The sequence below is a fragment of the Herbaspirillum sp. GW822-FHT03A08 genome (genome assembly GCF_058801885.1).
This window is the reverse complement of sequence record NZ_JBXANR010000006.1, coordinates 209,765-228,684: the sequence shown is the minus strand read 5'-3', so window position 1 is coordinate 228,684 and position 18,920 is coordinate 209,765. Positions and strand designations below refer to the sequence as shown.

Genomic DNA, 18,920 nt, shown 5'->3' with positions numbered 1-18,920 from the left:
GGCGGCGGCCAGCTTGCCCGCCATCTCATCCCGTTTTAACGCAAGGGCACATTGATCCCCAGCAGCACCGACGAATACCGTCCCTGTCCGACATTCAGATTGCTGCTGTAGTCGAACATCAGCGACATGCCGTTCGACAGCAGCAGGCGGGTGCCGATGCCCGCGGTCCAATTGCCGGTGAAGCTGTCGTCCGAACGGATCACGTAAGCCGGACCCGACGATGCCAGGTCGGCATAGGAAATACCCGCTTCGCCGGCGCCGGAGAATTGGCGGCGGTATTCAATACGTCCACGCGGTGACCACATGCCTGCGCGAGTCAGGTACTGGCCTTCGGTGCGCAAGCCCAGCGTGCCGCTGCTGGTGCGCACGCGCTGTTTGAAGTACGTCAGTGCATTGACGCCGGTAGCCGACTCGGTGTATTGCCCCAGCGTCGTGGAGGACAGATCGACCTTGCCGTAAGGCGACCACATCCAACTCTGGCCGCGGAACTCATAGCCGCTCGACAGCGCCACAAAGGTCTGGCTGCCGCTGCGTTGGCCGGTGGCGAAGCTGGCGTCGGTCGTCACATAGCGCGTCGAATCGAAATTGATGGCGCCGAAGCCGATCAAGCCGTCGATGAAGATGTTCGGCGTCGGCCGCAGGCTGCCGTAGACCGTGCCGACCACGCTCTGGCCGATGCTCTTGCTGCCGTTATCGCCGATATCGCTGCGGTCGCGGCTATAGCCGGTGCCGATGCCGATGGTGAGCTGATCGCTGAGGCGATAGTCGGCGCCCATGCTGATGCCGTCGGTGGAGAAGCGGAAGCCTTCCTGCTGGCCGTTGGCATTGCGCTGGCCGAAGTCGACCGTGCCGGCGATCCACAGCGACAATTCCTGCTTCGCGTTATTGGTGGTCTTGTTCGGCAGATCAGGCAACGCGGCAAGGTCTTTGCCATCGGCAGCGAGCGGCGTGGCGTCGGATTTTGCGCCGGACTTGTCGGCCTGGCTCAGCAACGGCCAGCCGACTTTGCGCATACCCGCCTGCAAGGGCGAGCCGACCACGCGATCGGCTTCGTCATCGCTCCATTGCGCCAGCAGCGGCTTGACCGGTGCAACCGGTTGCGCGAATCCCAATCCGAAACTCGACCGCGCCCAGCCGTCGCCATGCAGGGCTTCCAGACGGCGGCTGAAGTTGCCCAGCTGCGCGGTGGAGAAGCGCGCGACCGTTTGCGCTCCGGCTGCAACCAGTCCTTTGACCTGGGGATCGCTCGCAGCGTTGGTGCGTGCCGCAATGGTAATGCTCACCGTCGCCGTTGCGGACGTCACGCTCGCGTTGCTCAGGGTATAGCGGATCGTCACAGTACCGGCAAACGCGGTCGCGGCAGCGAAGCGTAGCTGATAGGACGGGCTGCCAGCAGCGCCTACGTTGACGATGGCCGCAGTGCCGGCGTTGTCAGGTGTCATCGCGCCGAGTGTGGCGGCAGTAAATGGTCCGCCGGTAGCGCCTGTCATCAGGTTGACAACGACGGTCGAAGCAGCGGCGCCGGCAGCACTCTGATTGGCAGCAACCGCGACCGAACCGACAGTAACGATTGCCGTTACCGGCGACGATGTGCCAAATACGTTTGACAGCGTATAGGTGAACTGTACGTTGCCGCTGGATCCCGCCGCCGCGGTATAGACGATATCGGTGCCGCTGACGATAGCGGTGCCGGAAGTAGGCGTGCTCACAATCGTTACACCGGTGACTGGACCGTTGGCTGCGACTGCCCCGACATGCAGCGTAATGGATTGTCCCGGTTGCACGGTGGCGGTCTGCGCCGCCGAAGTCGGTGCGCCCGGCGACGTTACTGTGACGGTTACCGTGGCAGGCGCGGACGTACCGCCAGGCCCGGTGACGGTGTAGGTGAAGCTGTCGCTGCCGACATAGTTGGCGACGGGCGTGTAGAGCACGTTCAGACCGTTGACGACGGCTGTGCCGTGCGCCGGTGCGGAGCCTGTCGATACAGAGGTGATGGCGCCGGTATCGTTGGCCGTGACCGGAATCGTCACCGCCTGATTCGCCATCGTGTTGCTGCTGTCGGCCACCGCAACCGGAACACCGGCGCTGACGGTCAGCGTGAAAGTCTGCGCCTTGGTGACCGGCGTCGGCGTGCTGCTGTCAGTCGCCGATGCCGTTACGGAGAAGCTGCCTGTTTGCGTCGGCGTACCCGAGATCGTCGCAGTGGTCGCGGTCGAGGCGAAGGTCAATCCCGTCGGCAGACCGGTCACGGTGATGGCGTTGTAGGGCGCAGTGCCGCCGCTCCAGGTCAGCGTCTGGGTGTAGCTCGCGCCTTGCGTCGCAGCCCATCCCGCCGATGGTGTAATCACGACAGTCGGCGCACCGACAGTGATGGTGATGGTCGCCACGTTCGAGGTGCCGACTGCGTTGGTCGCCGTATAGCTGAAGGTATCCGTGCCGCTATAACCGGCCGTCGGCGTGTAGGTGAACGTATTCACGCCGGAAGGCGACACCGTACCGTGCGCCGCCGCCGTGGTGACGCTTAAGGAAGTCGGGGCGCCGCCGGCAATCGTTGCCGTGATGCTGTTATTGCTGCTGCTGTAGCCGACCGTCGCACTGCTGTTGGCAGTCACCGGCTTACCGGCGCCGACGGTACCGCTGTAACTGGTTGTGGTGCTGAAGCTGGCGCTGTCGGTCGATGTCACCGAGAAGCTATAGGCTCCGGCAGTCGTCGGTGTACCGGCGATCAGGCCCGTGTTCGTCAAATTCAAACCGGTCGGCACCGCACCACCCGTTACCGAATAGCTGTATGGCGAGATGCCGCCGGACGTCGACAACTGCTGCGAGTAGCTGATGCCCACCTGAGGCTGGGTCAGCGAAGACGGCGAGATGCCCAGCGTCGGTGCGCCGACTGTCAACGTGTACGTACGCGAGGTTGTGAAGGGAATGCCGGTACCGGTAGAGCCGTCATGCAATACGGTGATCGTGAAGGTAAATGACCCGCTCTGGGTCGGTGTCCCCGACAGCGTTGCCGTTCCGGCAGTGAAGCTCAGCCCGGTCGGCAAACTGCCGGTCTGGGCGTACACATAAGCCGGTACGCCGCCGCTGGCGGAGAATGTTTGGGAATACGGCGTACCGACCGCGGCGGTCAGCGCCACGGAAGTGGGTGACAGCGACAGCGTGGGCGGACTGACCGTGATCGTCACGGTCGCCGTTCCTGATGTTCCGACCGCATTGGTCGCGGTATAGGTGAACGAATCGGTGCCGGCATAACCGGTGGTCGGCGTATAGCTGAACGCTGAAACGCTCAGCACGCTGACCAAGCCGTGTGCCGGCGCGCCGGTTACCGTCAGCGAAGACGGCGTGCCGCCTGTGGCGGAAGTGGGAATCGTGTAGCTGCTGCTGCCGGCATTGTAGGCGACCGTCGCGCTGCTGGAAGAAACGATCGGTGCGCCCGCGCCGACGTTGCCGGCGAATCCTTGCGCGCCGGTGAAGCCATTGCCGTCGGTGGCAGTGAGCGTGAAGGAATACGGGCCGGCAGCGGAAGGCGTACCGGCAATGGCGCCCGTGGCGGCGGTCAGATTCAGACCTGCCGGCAGCGCACCGCCGGTGACCGCATACGTGTACGTGCCATTGCCGCCGCTGGCCGTCGCCTGCAGGGTGGTGGCAACACCACGTTGCAGCGTGGCCGCACCGATCGACACCGTAATCGCCGGCGCCGTCACATTCAGCGTGTAGTTGCGCGAACCGGTGACCGCGGTGCCGGTGGAACTGTCGGTCGCGCTCACCGTGATGGCGAAACTGCCGGTCTGCGTCGGCGTTCCCGACAACGTTGCCGTGCCGGCATTAAAGCTCATTCCAGTGGGCAGCGTGCCGGTCTGATTATAGGTATAAGGACCCGTGCCGCCGTTGGCGGTAAACGTCTGGCTGAACGCCGATCCTCCCGTCGCATTGAGCGTGGCGCTGGCTGGCAACCCCAGCGCCACCGTCGGCGCCGTCATCGTGACGCTCACCGTCGCCGGGGCAGACGTACCGCCTGCGTTGGTCGCCGTATAGGTAAAGGAATCAGGGCCGTTATAGCCGGTGGTTGGCGTGTACTTGATCGTGGTGCCGCTGCTGATGCTTGTGGAGCCGTGCAACGGCGCGGTGCCGATAGCCACCGACGTTGCCGTGCCGCCGCTGAGCGACAGCGTTACCGGGTTGAGGCTGCTGTTGTAAGTCACCGGCAGGCTGACAGGGCCGGCCACCGGCGGCGGTGGTGCGGGGTCGATGGTGATGGTATAGGTGGGCGTCGTAGTTGCCGCCGTGCCGGCGGTGCTGTCGCTCACTGTAAATCTGAAGGTGCTTGTGGCTGCAGTTGTCGGTGTGCCATGGATCAAGCCGTTGTCTAGTTGCAGTCCCGAGGGCAGTGCGGCGAACCCCGTGTCCAACGTATAGGTGTACGGCGCAATACCGCCGCTGGTGGTCAGTTGCTGGCTATACGGGACACCGACCATCCCGTTTGGCACTGTCCCCGGCGAAACGCTGAGTGTCGCTGCGCCGACGATCATCTGGTATGGCTTGGTGATGGTATTCGGGGTGGCCGCGGAGTCGGTGACCTTTACTGAAAAATTGTAAGTGCCCGCGGCGGTCGGGGAGCCGCCGAAAGTACCGGAGGAATTAAGAGTGATCCCGGCCGGCAGCGAACCGGCAAGGAGCGCATACGTATACGGGCCGGTGCCGCCGCTGGTGCTCATCTGCTGAGAGAAGGTTTGCCCGACGGTCGGATTGCTGGAAGCCGCCGGAGAAACTACCAGCGGCGATACCGGCGCGGCCACCGTGATATTGAAAGTCATGATCTTGTTGCTGGAGTCCCTCGCCTTAAAGGAGTCCGATAGCTGGCCGTTGCCGTTGTTGGAATAGGTAATGTAGCTGTTAGTGTCGCCCGCCGCATTGTTTCCGAGGATGGTGCCATTCGTGGGAGGCGTGTCGACGCCATTCCAGCCTCCGAACGAACAGCCTCCGATATTGTAGGTAATCTGAACCTGCTGACCGGAAGCAACGTTAGCGTTGAATGGTCCGCAGGGAGAAACGCCCTGGGCAAAGGAGGGACTAAGCCAGCCCGCCAGCATCATCAGCACCAGCGTCGTCATCAATGCCATGCCGATTGACCGTAGCGACTTTACCGTGACGCACCCGCATCGCCATGACAATAATGATGTCGATATCGACGAAGAAAAGCGATTTGCGACGCCGTGCGTGCTGGCTTGAAACATGCATCCCCCTGGATGATCGTGCGATTTCTTTTGAAGCGGATATCTGCCGTGCGAGATCGTCACCGCTGCTCACTGCAGGGATGACGACGGTATCCGCGGATGTCGTGAGGGCGGCACAAGACACGCTCTCTGATTTTTTATTTAATGCACTGCTGTTGCGATGGCGTGACGGAATCTCGCCCGGCGTCACCAATATGACCGCCCCATGACATGACTCCTGCCGCTCTCTGTAATCTTTGTAGCGCGGCCGTACCGGCGTTTTATTCACCTTGTTTCCGCACGCGATTCTATCCCCGTTTTGCAGGCGGACTTGACCGCACATCTCACTTTTTAAAGAAAAAAAGGAGAAAAATTACATAAAAATTAACTTGCGAAAATTACGCTTGACGCTTGAATCTGCGGTCCATATGCTTTGCGAAAATTTTAAGAAATCTCAACATCCGGCGATAACAACGAGAGCAACAAAGGCCCGGTGCAGCGACTGCTCCTCGTCCTACTGGGAATGTTTTTCACGCGATTGCGGCATCCACGCCCTCTGAAGCTGAGGTCGCGATGCGGCAGCGATACAGCTAAGGGAGAAGAAAAGAATGGATGGCGAATACTATCTGGGGCAAATCGTCACGACCGCTTTCGGTTTCGTGCCGAAAGACTTTGCTCTTTGCAATGGACAACTCATGCCGATCAATGTCTATCAGGGATTGTTTGCGCTACTCGGCACGCGTTACGGCGGCGACGGCATCCGTACTTTCGCCTTGCCCGATCTGCGTGGCAGAACGCCGGTCGGCGCCGGGACCTCGGTCGACGCCGTATGGCAACCGTCGCCGTATGACATCGGTACGCTCGACGGTGCAGAAACAGTGGCGCTGACAGCTACGCAACTGCCTGCCCACAGACACGACAACATCAATGTCGTCAAGGCCGGCGCCAGCGAGTTGCGTACGCCCATCAACAATTTACTTGGCGTCAGCTCCGATAAAAAAATCTATCGCAACGCCGCTTCCTCCGCGAAAGTGCAACTCGCCGCAAACGCCGTCAGCAGTCGCGGCGCCGGCGCCGCCCACGACAACATGCAACCGTATCAGGTGCTCAGCTTCTGCATTGCGCTCAAGGGTGTTTTCCCTTCCCGCACCTGATTTACTTTCGCCCTCACTACTTTTCAGACAGGACTACCTACCATGCCTAGCCCCATGATTGGAGAAGTTCGCATGTTCGCCTTCGGCCGCGTGCCGACCGATTGGCTCTTGTGCGACGGCAGCACCAAAAGAATTGCCGACTACGATGCCTTGTTCACGCTGATCGGCACCACCTATGGCGGCGACGGCGCCGAAACCTTCGTCTTGCCCGATCTGCGCGGGCGTGTGCCGGTACATCAGGGGCAGGGTCGGGACCGGTCAGGCCCCATGACCAACCGCTATCTGGGTGCCAGAGGCGGGAGCGAAACAGTGACGCTGCAAGTCACCCATATCCCCGCCCATACCCATTCGTTCGAGGTAAGCGCCGACTCGGCTGACAGTGTGCAACCTGATGGCAACATCCTGGGCAAATCTGTCGGAGACAATCTCTATGTCGCGCCGGAAAAAATTGGCAGCGCAGCGTCTGCTGCGACTGCCGACGCCACAACGTCCGTTGTCGGCGGTTCCCAGCCGCATGAAAATATGATGCCGACCGTGACGCTGTCGTATTGCATCTGCGCCCGGGGATTTTTCCCTTCCCGAGATTAAGAACACCAATACAGGAGCATCGCAACATGGCATTCATCGGTGAAATTCAAATTTTTGGTTTCGGCTACGCCCCTCCGGGATGGGCGCTTTGCAATGGTGCATCACTTCCGGTCAATAGCTATACACCCTTGTTTTCCCTGATCGGCAACTCCTATGGCGGCGACGGCGTCAGGCAGTTTCAACTGCCTAATCTGATGGGGCGCGCAGTCTGCGGTCAGGGCCAGGGAATCGGAACGACGGCGCGGCGAATGGGTGACACATTCGGCACCAACAACGTGAAGCTGGCGACAGAGCAAACGCCGGCGCATAGTCACGGGCTGAATTTTTTCAGTATCCCCAAGACCACTGATCCGACCTCCGGCCAGGAGATCGATAACCGGACGAGCATCCCCGTTGCCGGTCACAGCCTGGCGCTGCCGGATTCGAAGATTTTTTCCAAGAGCGCGAGTGATTCAAAAATGGCGGATACGCTCGGCAAGCTCGAAGGCGGAACCGATGCACACGAAAACCGCCAGCCGTTCGGCGCGCTGGCGTACTACATCTTGACTCAGTCCGCCGGTGGGGAAGGTGTGTATCCAACGTTTGACTGAGTCTTGCTGCTTATCGGCGAGTCGTTGAATTTTTGATTGGCGTTGGCTGCCGCCGCTGTGCGGATTTGTGTCCCTCGTCAGGACGGGAAGAGAGAAAAAATGGAATCCAATTTGGACGATGCTCTGCCTGGTGCAGACAAGAATCTAAGCGCCGTCGCAAGCCCGACCCCCATTGCTACACCAAATGGAGAAAGGGCGATTTCCGACCTCTGGAGCGGGGATCGGGTGCTCACGGCGTCTGTCAGTTCAGCCGAAGGAAAGCTGCGACTTGCATGGGAGGCTGCCACGGTTGGATTTAGCAGCGGAACCTCGTACGAGGGGATTGATATCCTGAATATTTCCATGGATCAGTCCTGGATTGCCAGCATGCACGACACGTGCTTTCTATTGCCGAATGGGAAATACATCCGGGCAAGTCGATTGCGTGTCGGCATGCAATTGGTAGACAAGGATGGGATTGCGCTCATCATTACGGCGATCGCAAAGGGGCTGGCCCCGGGAGGCGTGCATGCCATTGCAACAGATCGACCTTGGAATAACAGTCCGGATGGACATCTCTTGCTGGCAGCGGGCGTCGTCATCGGTGACTTCATGATGAAAGAGTATTTTGATCGACTACCCGAGTCCATGAAAGAATCTGCTTAGCGTACCGGCGCAGAGACGTTCTGCGCAATGCCTCCTTCTGCACATGCTCAGAAGCGGTAAGCCAGGCAACTCTGTGCAGGTCGTTTCAGCGGCTTGCCGAAGCCTATCGGCAAGCCAGCCCAGACTCTCTTGAAATAAATTAAAACGGATAAGCCCGCGCCGACGTCTGCACCGTCACCCAGCGCAAATCGGTAAACGCCTCGATCCCCGCCCTGCCGCCGAAGCGACCGATGCCGCTGCTCTTGACGCCGCCGAACGGCATCTGCGGTTCGTCGTGCACGGTCGCGCCGTTGATGTGGCAGATTCCCGATTCAATCCGTGCCGCCACACGCAGGGCGCGCGCCGTATCTTGGCTGAACACCGCCGACGACAAGCCGTAGTCGTTGTCGTTGGCGCAGGCGATCGCCGCGTCTTCGCCGTCCACGCGCACGATGCCCTTGACCGGGCCGAAGGACTCTTCGCTGTAGATGTTCATCGCCGGCGTCACATGGTCCAGCAGCGTCGCCGGGATCAATGTCGAGTCGGCCTTGCCGCCGCACACCAGTTTTGCACCCTTGGCCAGCGCATCGTCGATCAACGCGTTGCAGCGCTCGACGGTCTTTTGATCGACTACCGAGCCGAGCACCACCGGCCCCTGGCGTGGATCGCCCAGCGGCAGGCTCGATGCCTTGGCCGCCAGGCGCGTGACGAAGTCGTCGGCGATCTTGTTGTCGACGATGATGCGTTCCGTCGACATGCAGATCTGGCCCGAGTTGGCGAAGGCGCCGAAGGCCACGCCGTTGACCGCGACCTCCAGGTCGGCGTCGTCCAGCACCAGCGCCGGCGCCTTGCCGCCCAACTCCAGCACCACGGGTTTGAGATATTTCGCGCACAGCATGGCGATTATCTTGCCGACATGCGTCGAGCCGGTGAAGTTGACGCGGCGCACCGCCTTGTTCGCGATCATCGCTTCCACCACGGCGGCGGCATCGGCCGGCGCATTGGTGACGAAGTTGACCACGCCCCTGGGCAGGCCGGCTTCCTGCAAGGCTTCGATGATCAGGCCGTGCGTGGCCGGGCACAACTCCGATCCCTTGAGCACCACCGTATTGCCGCAAGCCAGCGGCACGGCAATCGCGCGCACGCCGAGGATGATCGGTGCATTCCATGGCGCCATGCCGAGCACCACGCCGGCCGGCTGGCGCACCGCCATCGCCAGGTTGCCGGGCAGGTCGGAAGGAATCACTTCGCCGCTGATCTGCGTCGTCAGCGATGCGGCTTCGAGCAAGGTATTGGCCGCCAGGTGCACGTTGAAACCGGCCCAGATCGCTGACGCGCCGGTCTCGCTCGCCATCGCCTGCACGAAGGCATCGGCCTTCGCTTCCAGCGCGTGCGCCGCCTTCATCAGCAAGGCGCGGCGTTCACCGGGACCGGTCGCCGCCCATGCCGGAAAAGCCGCCGCCGCTGCTTCCACCGCCTGTACCGCATCGGCCACGCCGGCTGCCGGTGCGATGGTGGCGACTGCGCCGTCGAGCGGGTTGCGCCGCTCAAAGGTCGCGCCGTTTCTGGCCTGGGTTGGTTCGCCGCCGATCAGCATGGCTATCTTGTTCATCGTTGTCTCCATTCAGTTATTCGTTGCGTTGTTCGTCGGGACCTTGCCTATGCGACTTCCACGTCGATCAGCATCGGCTTGTGCGTATCCTTGCGGCTCAACGCCATCTGCAGGGCATCGCGCAAGGCCGACGCATCGGCCACGCGCAGCGCGGTGCAACCCTGGGCCTGCGCCAGCCCGACAAAATCGATCGCCGGCAGCTCGGTGCCTTGCACCACATCCGTCGCGCTGAAGCCGAACACCGGCGCAAAATCCTGCAGCGCGGCGTAGCGGCCGTTGTTGAGGATCACAAAGGTGATCGGCAACTGCATTTGCGCCGCGCTCCACAGCGACTGGATCGAATACATGCTGGAGCCGTCGCCGAAGATTCCTATGATACGAGCATCGGGCTTAGTGGATGCGACCCCGAGTGCAACACCCAGGGCCGCCGGCATGCCGTAGCCCAATCCGCCGCTGTCCATCGTAAAAAATCCCGCGCTCTGCGTGATCGGCAGATAGTTCTGCATCACTGAGCGCGCGCTCGGCGCCTCTTCCACGATGATGTCGGACGGCTTGCGCAACTCAGTCAGCGTCTGCATCACATACGCCACAGACAGCGGCGAGGTCGGCTCCGCACGTGGACGCAGCGCGCGCGGTGCAGGCAGCGCACGCGCCGGCGGCGCTGCGCGCGCCAGCAGATCCAGCACGCTCAGGCGAATGCTGCCGACTGCCGCCGTGCCCGACGGCGTCCACGCCGCCGTGGTCGGATCATCGGTCAGCTGGCACAGCGCCGCACCTTGCGGCAGATGCGGCCCGTTGCCTTCCACGTGATACGTAAACGCCGGCGCACCGAGTGCGAAGATGCAATCGTGACCGTCGAGCAGGCCGACGATCTTTTCGCGCATCGCCGGCAAGAAACCGGCGAACAAGCGATGGTCTTCCGGAAAGCTGCAGCGCCCCGACATCGGCGCTGCAAACACGCGCGCGTTGTGGCGCTCGGCCAGCTGCACCACCGCGTCCCAGGCATTGTCGCGATCCACCGCCGCGCCGACCACGAAAGCAGGGCGTTTGCTCGCGTCCAGCATCGCGCCGATCTGGTCCAGCACAAAAGGCTCGGCGCGCAGCTCGGTGCTCACCGTGCGCGGCGCCAGCAACTCCGCCGGCTGATCCCAGTCGTCCGCCGGAATCGACACCAGCACCGGCCCGCGCGGCGGCATCATTGCGATGTAATACGCGCGTGCAATCGCCAGCGGCACGTCGGCCGCGCGCGCCGGCTCCACGCTCCATTTCACGTAGGGCTTGGGCAACTCGGTCGCCTGCGCAGAAAAGAGGAAAGGGTCGAACGGCAGAATAGAACGCGCCTGCTGACCCGCCGTGATCACCATCGGCGTGCGGTTCTTGAAGGCCGTGAAGATGTTGCCCATCGCATTGCCCACGCCCGCCGCCGAATGCAGGTTCACCATCGCCGCATTGCGCGTGGCCTGCGCGTAGCCGTCGGCCATGCCCACCACCACCGCCTCCTGCAAGCCCAGCACGTAGCGGAAATCTTCCGGGAAATCGCGGAACATCGGCAGCTCGGTCGAACCCGGATTGCCGAACACCGAGGTCATGCCGACCCGCCGCATGAAATCCAGCACGGCGTCGCGCACAGTGATGGTTGAAGACGGCGTGGCGGAAGACGATGTGCTTGATGTCGCCGCAGCGGTGTGCGTGGATTGGGAAGTACTCACCCTGATTCTCCTGTATTCAATGTAGGGATTGCGGTGTCATGAAGCGTAGTCCGGCCGCATGACAGCTGCAGCAAGTATGAAAGCCCAAGCCTTGTTTTGAAATTGCCTTTTGGGATAAAAGACATTACTCTTTCGCATGACTTTCGATCTGCGCCAGCTCACCGCTTTCACCACCATCGTCGCCACCGGCAGTCTCGGCCGCAGCGCCGATGCCCTGCACGTCACGCAGCCGGCGCTGAGCCGCACCATCAAGCGCCTCGAAGAACAAGTCGGCGCGCCGCTCTTCGAACGCCACTCCAAAGGCATGCAACTCACCGCCATCGGCAAGGCCCTGTTGCCGCACGCCACGCTCTTGCTGCGCGAAGCCCAACACGCCGCCGAAGAGATCGACGCCATGCGCGGCCTCGTCAAAGGCACCATCCGCGTCGGCGCCGTCGGCAGCATCGCCAGCATGGTCCTGCCGCTGGCCATCGGCGAAGTCCTCAAGAAGCATCCCACCCTGCAAGTGCAAGTCATCGAAGGCGTGTGGGACCGACTCACCGACGCCCTCATCACCCACGAAGTCGACCTCGCCCTTGGCATGGCCGTCGACGATACCGAGGATATCTGCGCCATCGGCGACTGCCGCTGGGAAGACACCAGCTACGTCGTCGCCGCCGCCGATCACCCGCTGCGCAGCAAAAAAAAGCTCGCCCTCATCGACACCCTCTCGCAACCCTGGGCGCTCCCGCCGCAAGGCACCGGCCCCTACGAGCAGATGCAGCAAGTCTTCCACAACCACGGCCTGCCCATGCCCGACAGCGCGGTAGAGACGCGCTCGGTCATGGTGCTGAAGAGTCTGGTGACACGCTCAGGATTCCTGAGCTGGATGCCCGCCCCGATGTTCGAAGTGGACCGCAAGGCGCAGTTGATTACCGCGCTGGAGATTGAAGGCGCGACGGGGACGAGAACGCTGACTGCGTTTCGCCGGAGGCACGGGATTTTGCCGGGGCCGGCGGTTAGGTTGTTGGAGGAGTTGAGGGTGTTGACGGTGCGGGGTTAGCGATATAGTTGACGATCTTGTTCTTCAAATACTTACGTTAATACTGAAACAAAGAATGTTCAATGAACGATCTATCCTACAATCAGTAAGCGTTTCATCTAGAGGTGTTTATTAAAGGTTGGTATGTACACCACGATCACAGTACCTGACGACGCGGCCGAAATTTCCGAGCAAATGGGGACAAAGTTCAAGTTCTGGTATGAAGACGAGCAGCTTGGTAGAACACTGTTCAAGGAGGGGCGACCGGGAACAGGGGAAAACTGGGCCGAGAAGTTAGCATGCGAATTAGCGCAGACCATTGATATGCCTCATGCATATTATGAGTTAGCAAATTGGCGCGATAAAGCTGGTGTAATTTCGCCCAATTTAATTCAGACAGGACAAAGACTGATTCATGGCAATGAATTGTTGGCAAGAGTCACTTCAGGTGAAGGTGATGGGCTGCAGCACTATGCGCAACGAAGTCACACAGCTCCAACCGTTATCGGCTTCCTGAAGCGCGCAAGTAGTAGTGGTCTAGTTTCTCCTCCGCTTGACTTTGTTCCGACGGACGAAATTGCTTCAGCGCTAGATGTATTTATCGGTTATCTTATGTTTGATACGTGGATTGCCAATCAGGACAGACATTCAGAAAATTGGGGGATCATTCGCAATGAAAATTCCAATTTCTATCTTGCACCATCCTATGATCACGGTTCGAGTCTCGCTCGCAATGAGTCAGATGCAAAGCGTCTTCAGAGACTTACAACGAAGGACAAGGGCGCTAGTGTTGATAAGTACGCGTTAACGGCAAAATCGGCATTGTTTCCCGGGAATCCAGATGCCAAACATCCCTTTTTGACGATCGAAGCTTTCCATTTTGCATGGAAACAACGGCCTGCGACAGGTCATCAGTGGTTGCAGCGGCTGGAAAAGGTGTCACATGACAAGATAAAATCTATCGTTGATCTAATGCCGCCTGATTATATGAGTCACACTGCAAGAGACTTCACAATTCGTCTTCTGGATATCAATCGCCAAAGACTGCTTGATTTAAAACTTTGAAATGAAATCATTATTTGTTGCTTGGCAACAGCCAAATTCTCGAGAACTGATCCCTGTCGCACGTTTGGACAAGGATGGAGATGTGTATCGATTTGCGTATACTCGGGGTGCCGCTCGTGCCGGTGGATTTCAGACGTTTGGAAAAATGGATCAACTTGATGCGGTTTACGAGTCAAATCGTTTATTCCCTCTTTTTTCCAATAGGATTATCAGTAAGTCGCGTCCAGAATATCGAGACTATCTACAGTGGTTAGCACTCGATTCGCTGCCAGAAGATCCTATGGCAATGCTCGGCTTAACGGGAGGAATTCGAGGAACGGATTCCCTCGAATTATTTCCTTTACCGATTGTCACCGAGGATGGGAAATATACAGTTGATTTCTTTGCACGAGGTTTAGCTTACTTGACTAAAGAGTCTATTGAACGTGTGCACGCACTTCAGCCCGACGATGCGCTTTTTGTAATGCATGATTGTCAGAATAAATTTGATCCACTGGCATTGGCCTTGCGTTCCGATGCCCCTATCAATTTTCTTGGATATTGTCCGCGATATTACGAACAAGACATTCAGATGGCTCTAGCAGCAAGTCCTTCTACGCTGACGGTTCATGTGCGTAGAGTGAATCACGATGCTCCTCTAAATATGCGTCTATTGTGTCGTCTATCGGGAACGTTTCCTAAAGATCACATTCCATTTTGTCGAAACGAGGATTTCAACGCATTTGATGCTTCATCGCCGATTAAATGGGAAGATATTTCTCTGTCTATTACTGATTAATTTATTACACGGACCTTTCTCGTCAGCGGTCCGTGTAGCGAATTTAGCTTTCGCTTAATATTTCTTTAGCAATGGGATTTTCTGAACTAAATAGTTTAGGAATATGCCCCCGCACCACCAACAACGCCCCCAACACAAACACCATAGCCGTCCCCAGCATCACCAGATAGCCATTGGCTCCCGCGCCGGTGATCACTATCGCTCCCGCAAATGCACTGAGAATCGCACCGAGCCGGCCGAAGGCCAGGGCGGATGCGGTGCCGGTGGCGCGCACTCCGGTCGGGTAGATGTAGGCGCACAGCGCGAACATGGTGGATTGCACCGCGTTGACGAACAGGCCGTGCAGACCCAATCCAAAGATGAAGACGCCGGTAGCGTGCGAGGCGTCCACACCCAGCAGCAGTAGCGCGCTGGCGACGCCGCCGATGCTGCACAGGAGCAGCGGGCCGCGTGAGCCGTAGCGGGTGATGGCGACAGCGCAGACCAGCGCGCCGATGACGCCGCCTAAGTTGTATGCCGTCAGACCGGCCCCGGCGATGGCGACGTTGAGACCTTCGGCGGCGAGCATGGTAGGCAGCCAGCTGAAGGCGCTGTACACCGCCAGCAGACACATGAAGAAGGCGCACCAGATGGCGATGGTGTCGCGTGCGCGGCCGTCGCTGAAGAGGGCGCGGAAGCCCAGGCGCTGCTCTGCCTTCTGTTCGCTCATGTCGGTGAAGCCGGTGGCGGCGTTGACGTTGCGGGCCATGCGCGCGAGCAGCTTGCGCAGTTCGGGCCAGCGTTGTTCACGGCGTGCCAGGTAGCGCGGCGATTCGGGCAGGGCGAGGATTAACAGCACGGCCAGCACCAGCGGCAGCGCGCCGCCGATGAAGAACAAACCGCGCCAGCCGTACAGCGGCATCACCGCGCCGGCGAACAGGCCCGCCAGCATGCCGCCCAGCGGCACGCAGACGATGGTGGCGGTGACGGCGACGGTGCGGTGTTTGGCCGGTGTGAATTCCGCCGTCATGGTGGTGGAGCTGGGCAGGGCGCCGCCGATGCCGAAGCCGGCGATCAGGCGCAGGATGGCGATGGTCAGCACGTCGGGTGCGAGGCCGATGGCGCAGGTGGCTGCGCCGAAGATCAGTACGCTGCCGATGATGGCCCAGCGGCGACCGAAGCGGTCGGCGAACAATCCGGCGCAGGCGCTGCCGATGCCCATGCCGATCAGCCCGGCGGCGACCGCCGGCGCGAAGGCGCTGCGGGTGATGCCCCATTCCTTGATCAGCACCGGAATCGCGAAGCCGATCAGCTGGCCGTCGAAGCCGTCCATGACGATGGACAGCGCGGCCAGGCAGACCACGAATTTTTGCATCGCGGTGAAGACGCCGTCGTCGAGGGTCTTGCCGATGTCGATGGAGGCGCTCATGCTGCCGTCTCCGGATGGGGATGATGAAGGAATGCGCCGGCAGCGCCGGGTGTTTCCACTCTGTCTTGCAGCATGGCCTTGTCTCCTTGAATTTCTTGTCGGTATTTTTATAGGTGTCTCGCGCGCGGATCGTGCCGACGCGATTTTTGTGCGGCCAAGTATGGAAGAGGGTTGCCTGATTTGGAATTACCTTTTGGGGCAAAAGGCATTACCGCGATGCATGACTTGCCTGCCGGCGTCTATTGTCCGGCATAGTGAGAATGCGTGCTGATGGCGATGCCGCCCGATCAGCCGGAAGTCGGCGGATCGTCGCCGAGCGATACCGGCTCCGGCGGCGCGGCCGTGACAGCAGGCGCGGGCAGCGGCGAGGCCGTTTCACCTTGATGCCGGGCAAGATTGTGCCGGTAGTAGGCGATGAATTCGGTTGCCGGCATCGCCTTGGCGTAGAGCCAGCCTTGTACGAATTCGACCTCGTGCTTGCGCAGGTAGTCGGCCTGTTCCTGCGTTTCCACACCTTCGGCGACAATCTTCAGCTTGAGTGTTTTGGCCATGCCGATGATGTGCGGCGTCACGCTGCTGGTGGCCGAGTCGGTGCCGATGGTGTCGATGAAGGACTTGTCGATCTTGAGTGAATCCAGCGGCAGGCTCTGCAGATAGGACAGGCTGGAATAACCGGTGCCGAAGTCGTCGATGGCGACGGCGTGCCCGGCGGCGCGCGCGCTGGTCAGAGTGACGCGCGCAGAGTTGATGTCCATGAAGCCGCGCTCGGTGGCTTCCAGCCAGATTTGCTGCGGTTCGATCCCCGTATTTTTTAACGCCGCCTGCACCGAGGTCAGCGCCCGCCCGGTCTTGATGTCGTCGGCGCTGAGGTTGATGGCGATGTGGATGTTGCGGTCTTCGATCAGCAAACGGCTGAGGTCTTTGACGACGTTGTCGATGACCTGGTCGGTGATGGGCAGGATCAGGCCGCTTTCTTCCGCCAGCGGGATGAACAGGTCGGGCCGCACCATGCTGCCGTCGGCGCGCTGCCAGCGCACCAGCGCTTCGGCGCCGACGCACAGGCCGGTGCGCAGTTCGACGATCGGCTGATAGTGCACGACAAATTCTCGCCGCTTGATGGCGACGCTGAGTTCGCCCAGCGACGACAGCCGGCGCCGCACGCCCCAGACCATGGCAGCGACGATGAGCGCCGCAATCACGGCGCCGATCGGCAGCAGGACAAGTTGCTCCTGCCGCAAGCGTTTGAACAGGTAGCTGCGCGGTTCGATGGCGATGGCAATCAGTCCGGATGCACGCACGGAGGCAATCAGATAGTTGTCGTCGACGCTGTTGACGGGATTGGCGACGATGTCGCGCACCACCATGGCGTCGGGCCCGTTCTGTTCACCCAGTACATAACCCTGCTCGGTCGCCGTCGCCAGCTGGATGCCGGAATCAACGATGACGTCAACGAAGCGCGACGGCACCGTCAGCACATTGTGCGCACCGTATTGAATCGCCATCATGGGATTGCCCTGGCTGATGGCCGGCGTCATGCGCAGGGTGATTTGCAGTCCGTCGGCTGTGACGAAATCGACCGGCGTCTGCTCGGCGTATTTGTCGGCGCGGCCCCACGAGGTGCATTGCAGCTTGCCGTCGCGGAAGTAGCCGATCTCTTCAATCGAACGGGTGTTGACGGTGAGTTGCCGCATGCGCGCGATGTGCGCGTCGGAGCAGGGCTTGAGGTTGAGCGGCTCAATCGCGTGCAGCGCCGAGCGGATTTCGTTGAAGGAGATGTTGGCGCGCAGGATGGCTTGCTGGGCATACTGGGCGAGGCGGGTCTGTTCTTCGCTGACCGCGCGCGACCACGAGAAGTACAGCATGATGACCAGCGGCAGCGCAGCGCCGACGAGGGCCAGCAAGACGGTGACAAAGATGACGCGGGACCGGTCCATGTTGCTTCTCCCTATTCTTATGGTCTGGAGGAAATGCAGCGGTACCGACAAGTGTAATGAGAAAAATCGCACCCGGCCCGGTTTTTACATGTTGCGGCGGCTTTTTGCCACAATCTTCGCGGGCGCAGAGGCGGCCGCGCCGGCGACGCCGATCTCCGCAAGAAAATCCAGAAACGCCCGCGTCTTGGCCGGCACGTGATGGCGCGACGGGTACAGCGCATACAGCGGATAACGCTCGTCGGGCCAGTCGGGAAAGAGGTCGACCATGCGGCCGTCGGCGAGGAAGCCTTCCGAGCCGATATCCATCATCTGTGCGATGCCATAGCCGGCCAGGCAGGTGCTCCACAGCGTGCCGGCGTCGTTGAGCGTGAGCTGGCCGGTGGGATGCAGTTCCAGCTTCTTGCGGCCGCGGTGGAATTCCCATGAAAACGGCCGGCCGCTTTCCGGTTCGCGGAACAGGATGCAGACGTGGCCGTTCTCCAGATCCTGCGGCGTTGCCGGCCGGCCGCGGCGTTCGAGATAGGATGGCGCCGCCACCGTGATGATGCGCGAGTCGAACAGCTTGCGCGCCACCAGCGTCGAAGGCTTGGGATGGCCGAAGCGCAACGCCAGGTCGAAGCCGTCGCCAACCATGTCGCCGAGACGGTCGCGTGTGACCAGATCCAGTTCCAGCTGCGGATGGCGATCGAGGAAGTTGCCCAGCTGCGGCCCCAGCAACAGCCGCGAAAAGAAGGGGTCGATGTTGATGCGCAAACGTCCGCGCACGGTTTTGACACCTTCGGAGGCGCTGGCGGCGGCGTCTTCCAGTCCGGCCAGCAGCGGCTGCACCTGTTCATAAAAGCGGCGGCCTTCGTCGGTCAGCGTTACCGAACGCGTGGTGCGGTCAAACAGGCGTATGCCGAGCCGCGTCTCCAGCCGGGCGACGGCGCGGCTCACTCCCGGCGGAGACATGTTGAGAATGTCGGCTGCCGCGGCAAAGCTGCCGCCATCGACGATAGCGACCAGCACGCTCATGCCGTTCAGGATACGTTCATCAAAGCTCATGTGGGTTCTCCTGGTTATGTCCGGCCGTGTCCGGTCTTTATTGTCAGCGATGTCCGGCGATGTAATTGATGACATTTCGGCACTTATGAAATGCCATTCATGCTATCGCAAAACCTGTCGCCAACGCCGAAAATTCACTCCAGCCAGCATTTTGCTGGGTCTTTATTTCAACTCTGAAAT

The 18,920-nt window shown here is 60.5% G+C and carries 14 protein-coding genes; 7 read left to right on the top strand and 7 right to left on the bottom strand.

Translation table 11 applies throughout. The annotated features are described in order from the left end of the window. Window positions 1–35 precede the first annotated feature (35 nt). Complete coding sequence (locus AC1RN6_RS19625) at window positions 36–5,120, bottom strand: putative Ig domain-containing protein (protein WP_493007101.1); 5,085 nt, start codon at window positions 5,118–5,120, stop codon at window positions 36–38. Beyond that, a complete protein-coding gene (locus tag AC1RN6_RS19620; protein WP_493007100.1) occupies window positions 5,071–5,502 on the bottom strand; it encodes a hypothetical protein in 432 nt (143 codons plus the stop codon). The genes AC1RN6_RS19625 and AC1RN6_RS19620 overlap by 50 nt, the downstream gene beginning before the upstream one ends. A gap of 319 nt (window positions 5,503–5,821) precedes the next feature. Between AC1RN6_RS19620 and AC1RN6_RS19615 the strand changes: the two genes are divergently transcribed. The 4 genes from AC1RN6_RS19615 (at window position 5,822) to AC1RN6_RS19600 (ending at window position 8,190) form a co-directional block, all read left to right on the top strand. After that, window positions 5,822–6,367, top strand: coding sequence for a phage tail protein (locus tag AC1RN6_RS19615; protein ID WP_493007099.1), 546 nt, complete (start codon window positions 5,822–5,824; stop codon window positions 6,365–6,367). Between the two features lie 72 nt (window positions 6,368–6,439). Beyond that, complete coding sequence (locus tag AC1RN6_RS19610; RefSeq protein WP_493007098.1) at window positions 6,440–6,955, top strand: phage tail protein; 516 nt, start codon at window positions 6,440–6,442, stop codon at window positions 6,953–6,955. Window positions 6,956–6,981: 26 nt separating this feature from the next. After that, window positions 6,982–7,545 (top strand): phage tail protein, encoded by a 564-nt coding sequence (locus AC1RN6_RS19605; RefSeq protein ID WP_493007097.1) that lies wholly within the window; start codon window positions 6,982–6,984, stop codon window positions 7,543–7,545. Window positions 7,546–7,644: 99 nt separating this feature from the next. Beyond that, complete coding sequence (locus tag AC1RN6_RS19600) at window positions 7,645–8,190, top strand: hypothetical protein (RefSeq protein WP_493007096.1); 546 nt, start codon at window positions 7,645–7,647, stop codon at window positions 8,188–8,190. A 139-nt stretch (window positions 8,191–8,329) separates the two neighbouring features. Here AC1RN6_RS19600 and AC1RN6_RS19595 read toward each other — a convergent pair whose 3' ends face one another. Both AC1RN6_RS19595 and mdlC read right to left on the bottom strand, forming a co-directional pair. Continuing rightward, window positions 8,330–9,781, bottom strand: a complete 1,452-nt coding sequence (locus tag AC1RN6_RS19595) for an aldehyde dehydrogenase (protein WP_493007095.1) — start codon at window positions 9,779–9,781, stop codon at window positions 8,330–8,332. A 47-nt stretch (window positions 9,782–9,828) separates the two neighbouring features. Further along, complete coding sequence (mdlC, locus tag AC1RN6_RS19590) at window positions 9,829–11,490, bottom strand: benzoylformate decarboxylase (protein WP_493007094.1); 1,662 nt, start codon at window positions 11,488–11,490, stop codon at window positions 9,829–9,831. A gap of 136 nt (window positions 11,491–11,626) precedes the next feature. On the opposite strand from mdlC, the gene AC1RN6_RS19585 reads away from it, so the two are divergent. The 3 genes from AC1RN6_RS19585 to AC1RN6_RS19575 all read left to right on the top strand — a co-directional run bounded on the left by AC1RN6_RS19585 (window position 11,627) and on the right by AC1RN6_RS19575 (window position 14,354). Beyond that, window positions 11,627–12,532, top strand: coding sequence for a LysR family transcriptional regulator (locus tag AC1RN6_RS19585; RefSeq protein WP_493007093.1), 906 nt, complete (start codon window positions 11,627–11,629; stop codon window positions 12,530–12,532). Window positions 12,533–12,655: 123 nt separating this feature from the next. After that, window positions 12,656–13,576, top strand: a complete 921-nt coding sequence (locus AC1RN6_RS19580; protein ID WP_493007092.1) for a HipA domain-containing protein — start codon at window positions 12,656–12,658, stop codon at window positions 13,574–13,576. A gap of 1 nt (window position 13,577) precedes the next feature. Next, window positions 13,578–14,354, top strand: coding sequence for a hypothetical protein (locus tag AC1RN6_RS19575; RefSeq protein ID WP_493007091.1), 777 nt, complete (start codon window positions 13,578–13,580; stop codon window positions 14,352–14,354). 43 nt (window positions 14,355–14,397) lie between these two features. On the opposite strand, the gene AC1RN6_RS19570 is transcribed toward AC1RN6_RS19575, so the two are convergent. From AC1RN6_RS19570 to AC1RN6_RS19560, 3 genes are all read right to left on the bottom strand, one after another. Beyond that, window positions 14,398–15,762, bottom strand: coding sequence for an MFS transporter (locus AC1RN6_RS19570; RefSeq protein ID WP_493007090.1), 1,365 nt, complete (start codon window positions 15,760–15,762; stop codon window positions 14,398–14,400). Between the two features lie 287 nt (window positions 15,763–16,049). Further along, window positions 16,050–17,696 carry an EAL domain-containing protein gene (locus AC1RN6_RS19565; protein WP_493007089.1) on the bottom strand — a complete coding sequence of 549 codons (1,647 nt, stop codon included), beginning with the start codon at window positions 17,694–17,696 and terminating at the stop codon, window positions 16,050–16,052. 84 nt (window positions 17,697–17,780) lie between these two features. After that, a complete protein-coding gene (locus tag AC1RN6_RS19560; protein ID WP_493007088.1) occupies window positions 17,781–18,740 on the bottom strand; it encodes a LysR family transcriptional regulator in 960 nt (319 codons plus the stop codon). Between the last annotated feature and the right edge of the window lie 180 nt (window positions 18,741–18,920).

What these genes read in the sequence shown, in the direction of transcription:
- AC1RN6_RS19625 (WP_493007101.1), bottom strand. Translation starts at nt 5,120, where the DNA reads ATGGCATTGATGACGACGCTGGTGCTGATGATGCTGGCGGGCTGGCTT.
- AC1RN6_RS19615 (WP_493007099.1), top strand. Translation starts at nt 5,822, where the DNA reads ATGGATGGCGAATACTATCTGGGGCAAATCGTCACGACCGCTTTCGGT.
- AC1RN6_RS19610 (WP_493007098.1), top strand. Translation starts at nt 6,440, where the DNA reads ATGTTCGCCTTCGGCCGCGTGCCGACCGATTGGCTCTTGTGCGACGGC.
- AC1RN6_RS19605 (WP_493007097.1), top strand. Translation starts at nt 6,982, where the DNA reads ATGGCATTCATCGGTGAAATTCAAATTTTTGGTTTCGGCTACGCCCCT.
- AC1RN6_RS19600 (WP_493007096.1), top strand. Translation starts at nt 7,645, where the DNA reads ATGGAATCCAATTTGGACGATGCTCTGCCTGGTGCAGACAAGAATCTA.
- AC1RN6_RS19595 (WP_493007095.1), bottom strand. Translation starts at nt 9,781, where the DNA reads ATGAACAAGATAGCCATGCTGATCGGCGGCGAACCAACCCAGGCCAGA.
- AC1RN6_RS19585 (WP_493007093.1), top strand. Translation starts at nt 11,627, where the DNA reads ATGACTTTCGATCTGCGCCAGCTCACCGCTTTCACCACCATCGTCGCC.
- AC1RN6_RS19580 (WP_493007092.1), top strand. Translation starts at nt 12,656, where the DNA reads ATGTACACCACGATCACAGTACCTGACGACGCGGCCGAAATTTCCGAG.
- AC1RN6_RS19575 (WP_493007091.1), top strand. Translation starts at nt 13,578, where the DNA reads ATGAAATCATTATTTGTTGCTTGGCAACAGCCAAATTCTCGAGAACTG.
- AC1RN6_RS19570 (WP_493007090.1), bottom strand. Translation starts at nt 15,762, where the DNA reads ATGAGCGCCTCCATCGACATCGGCAAGACCCTCGACGACGGCGTCTTC.
- AC1RN6_RS19565 (WP_493007089.1), bottom strand. Translation starts at nt 17,696, where the DNA reads ATGGACCGGTCCCGCGTCATCTTTGTCACCGTCTTGCTGGCCCTCGTC.
- AC1RN6_RS19560 (WP_493007088.1), bottom strand. Translation starts at nt 18,740, where the DNA reads ATGAGCTTTGATGAACGTATCCTGAACGGCATGAGCGTGCTGGTCGCT.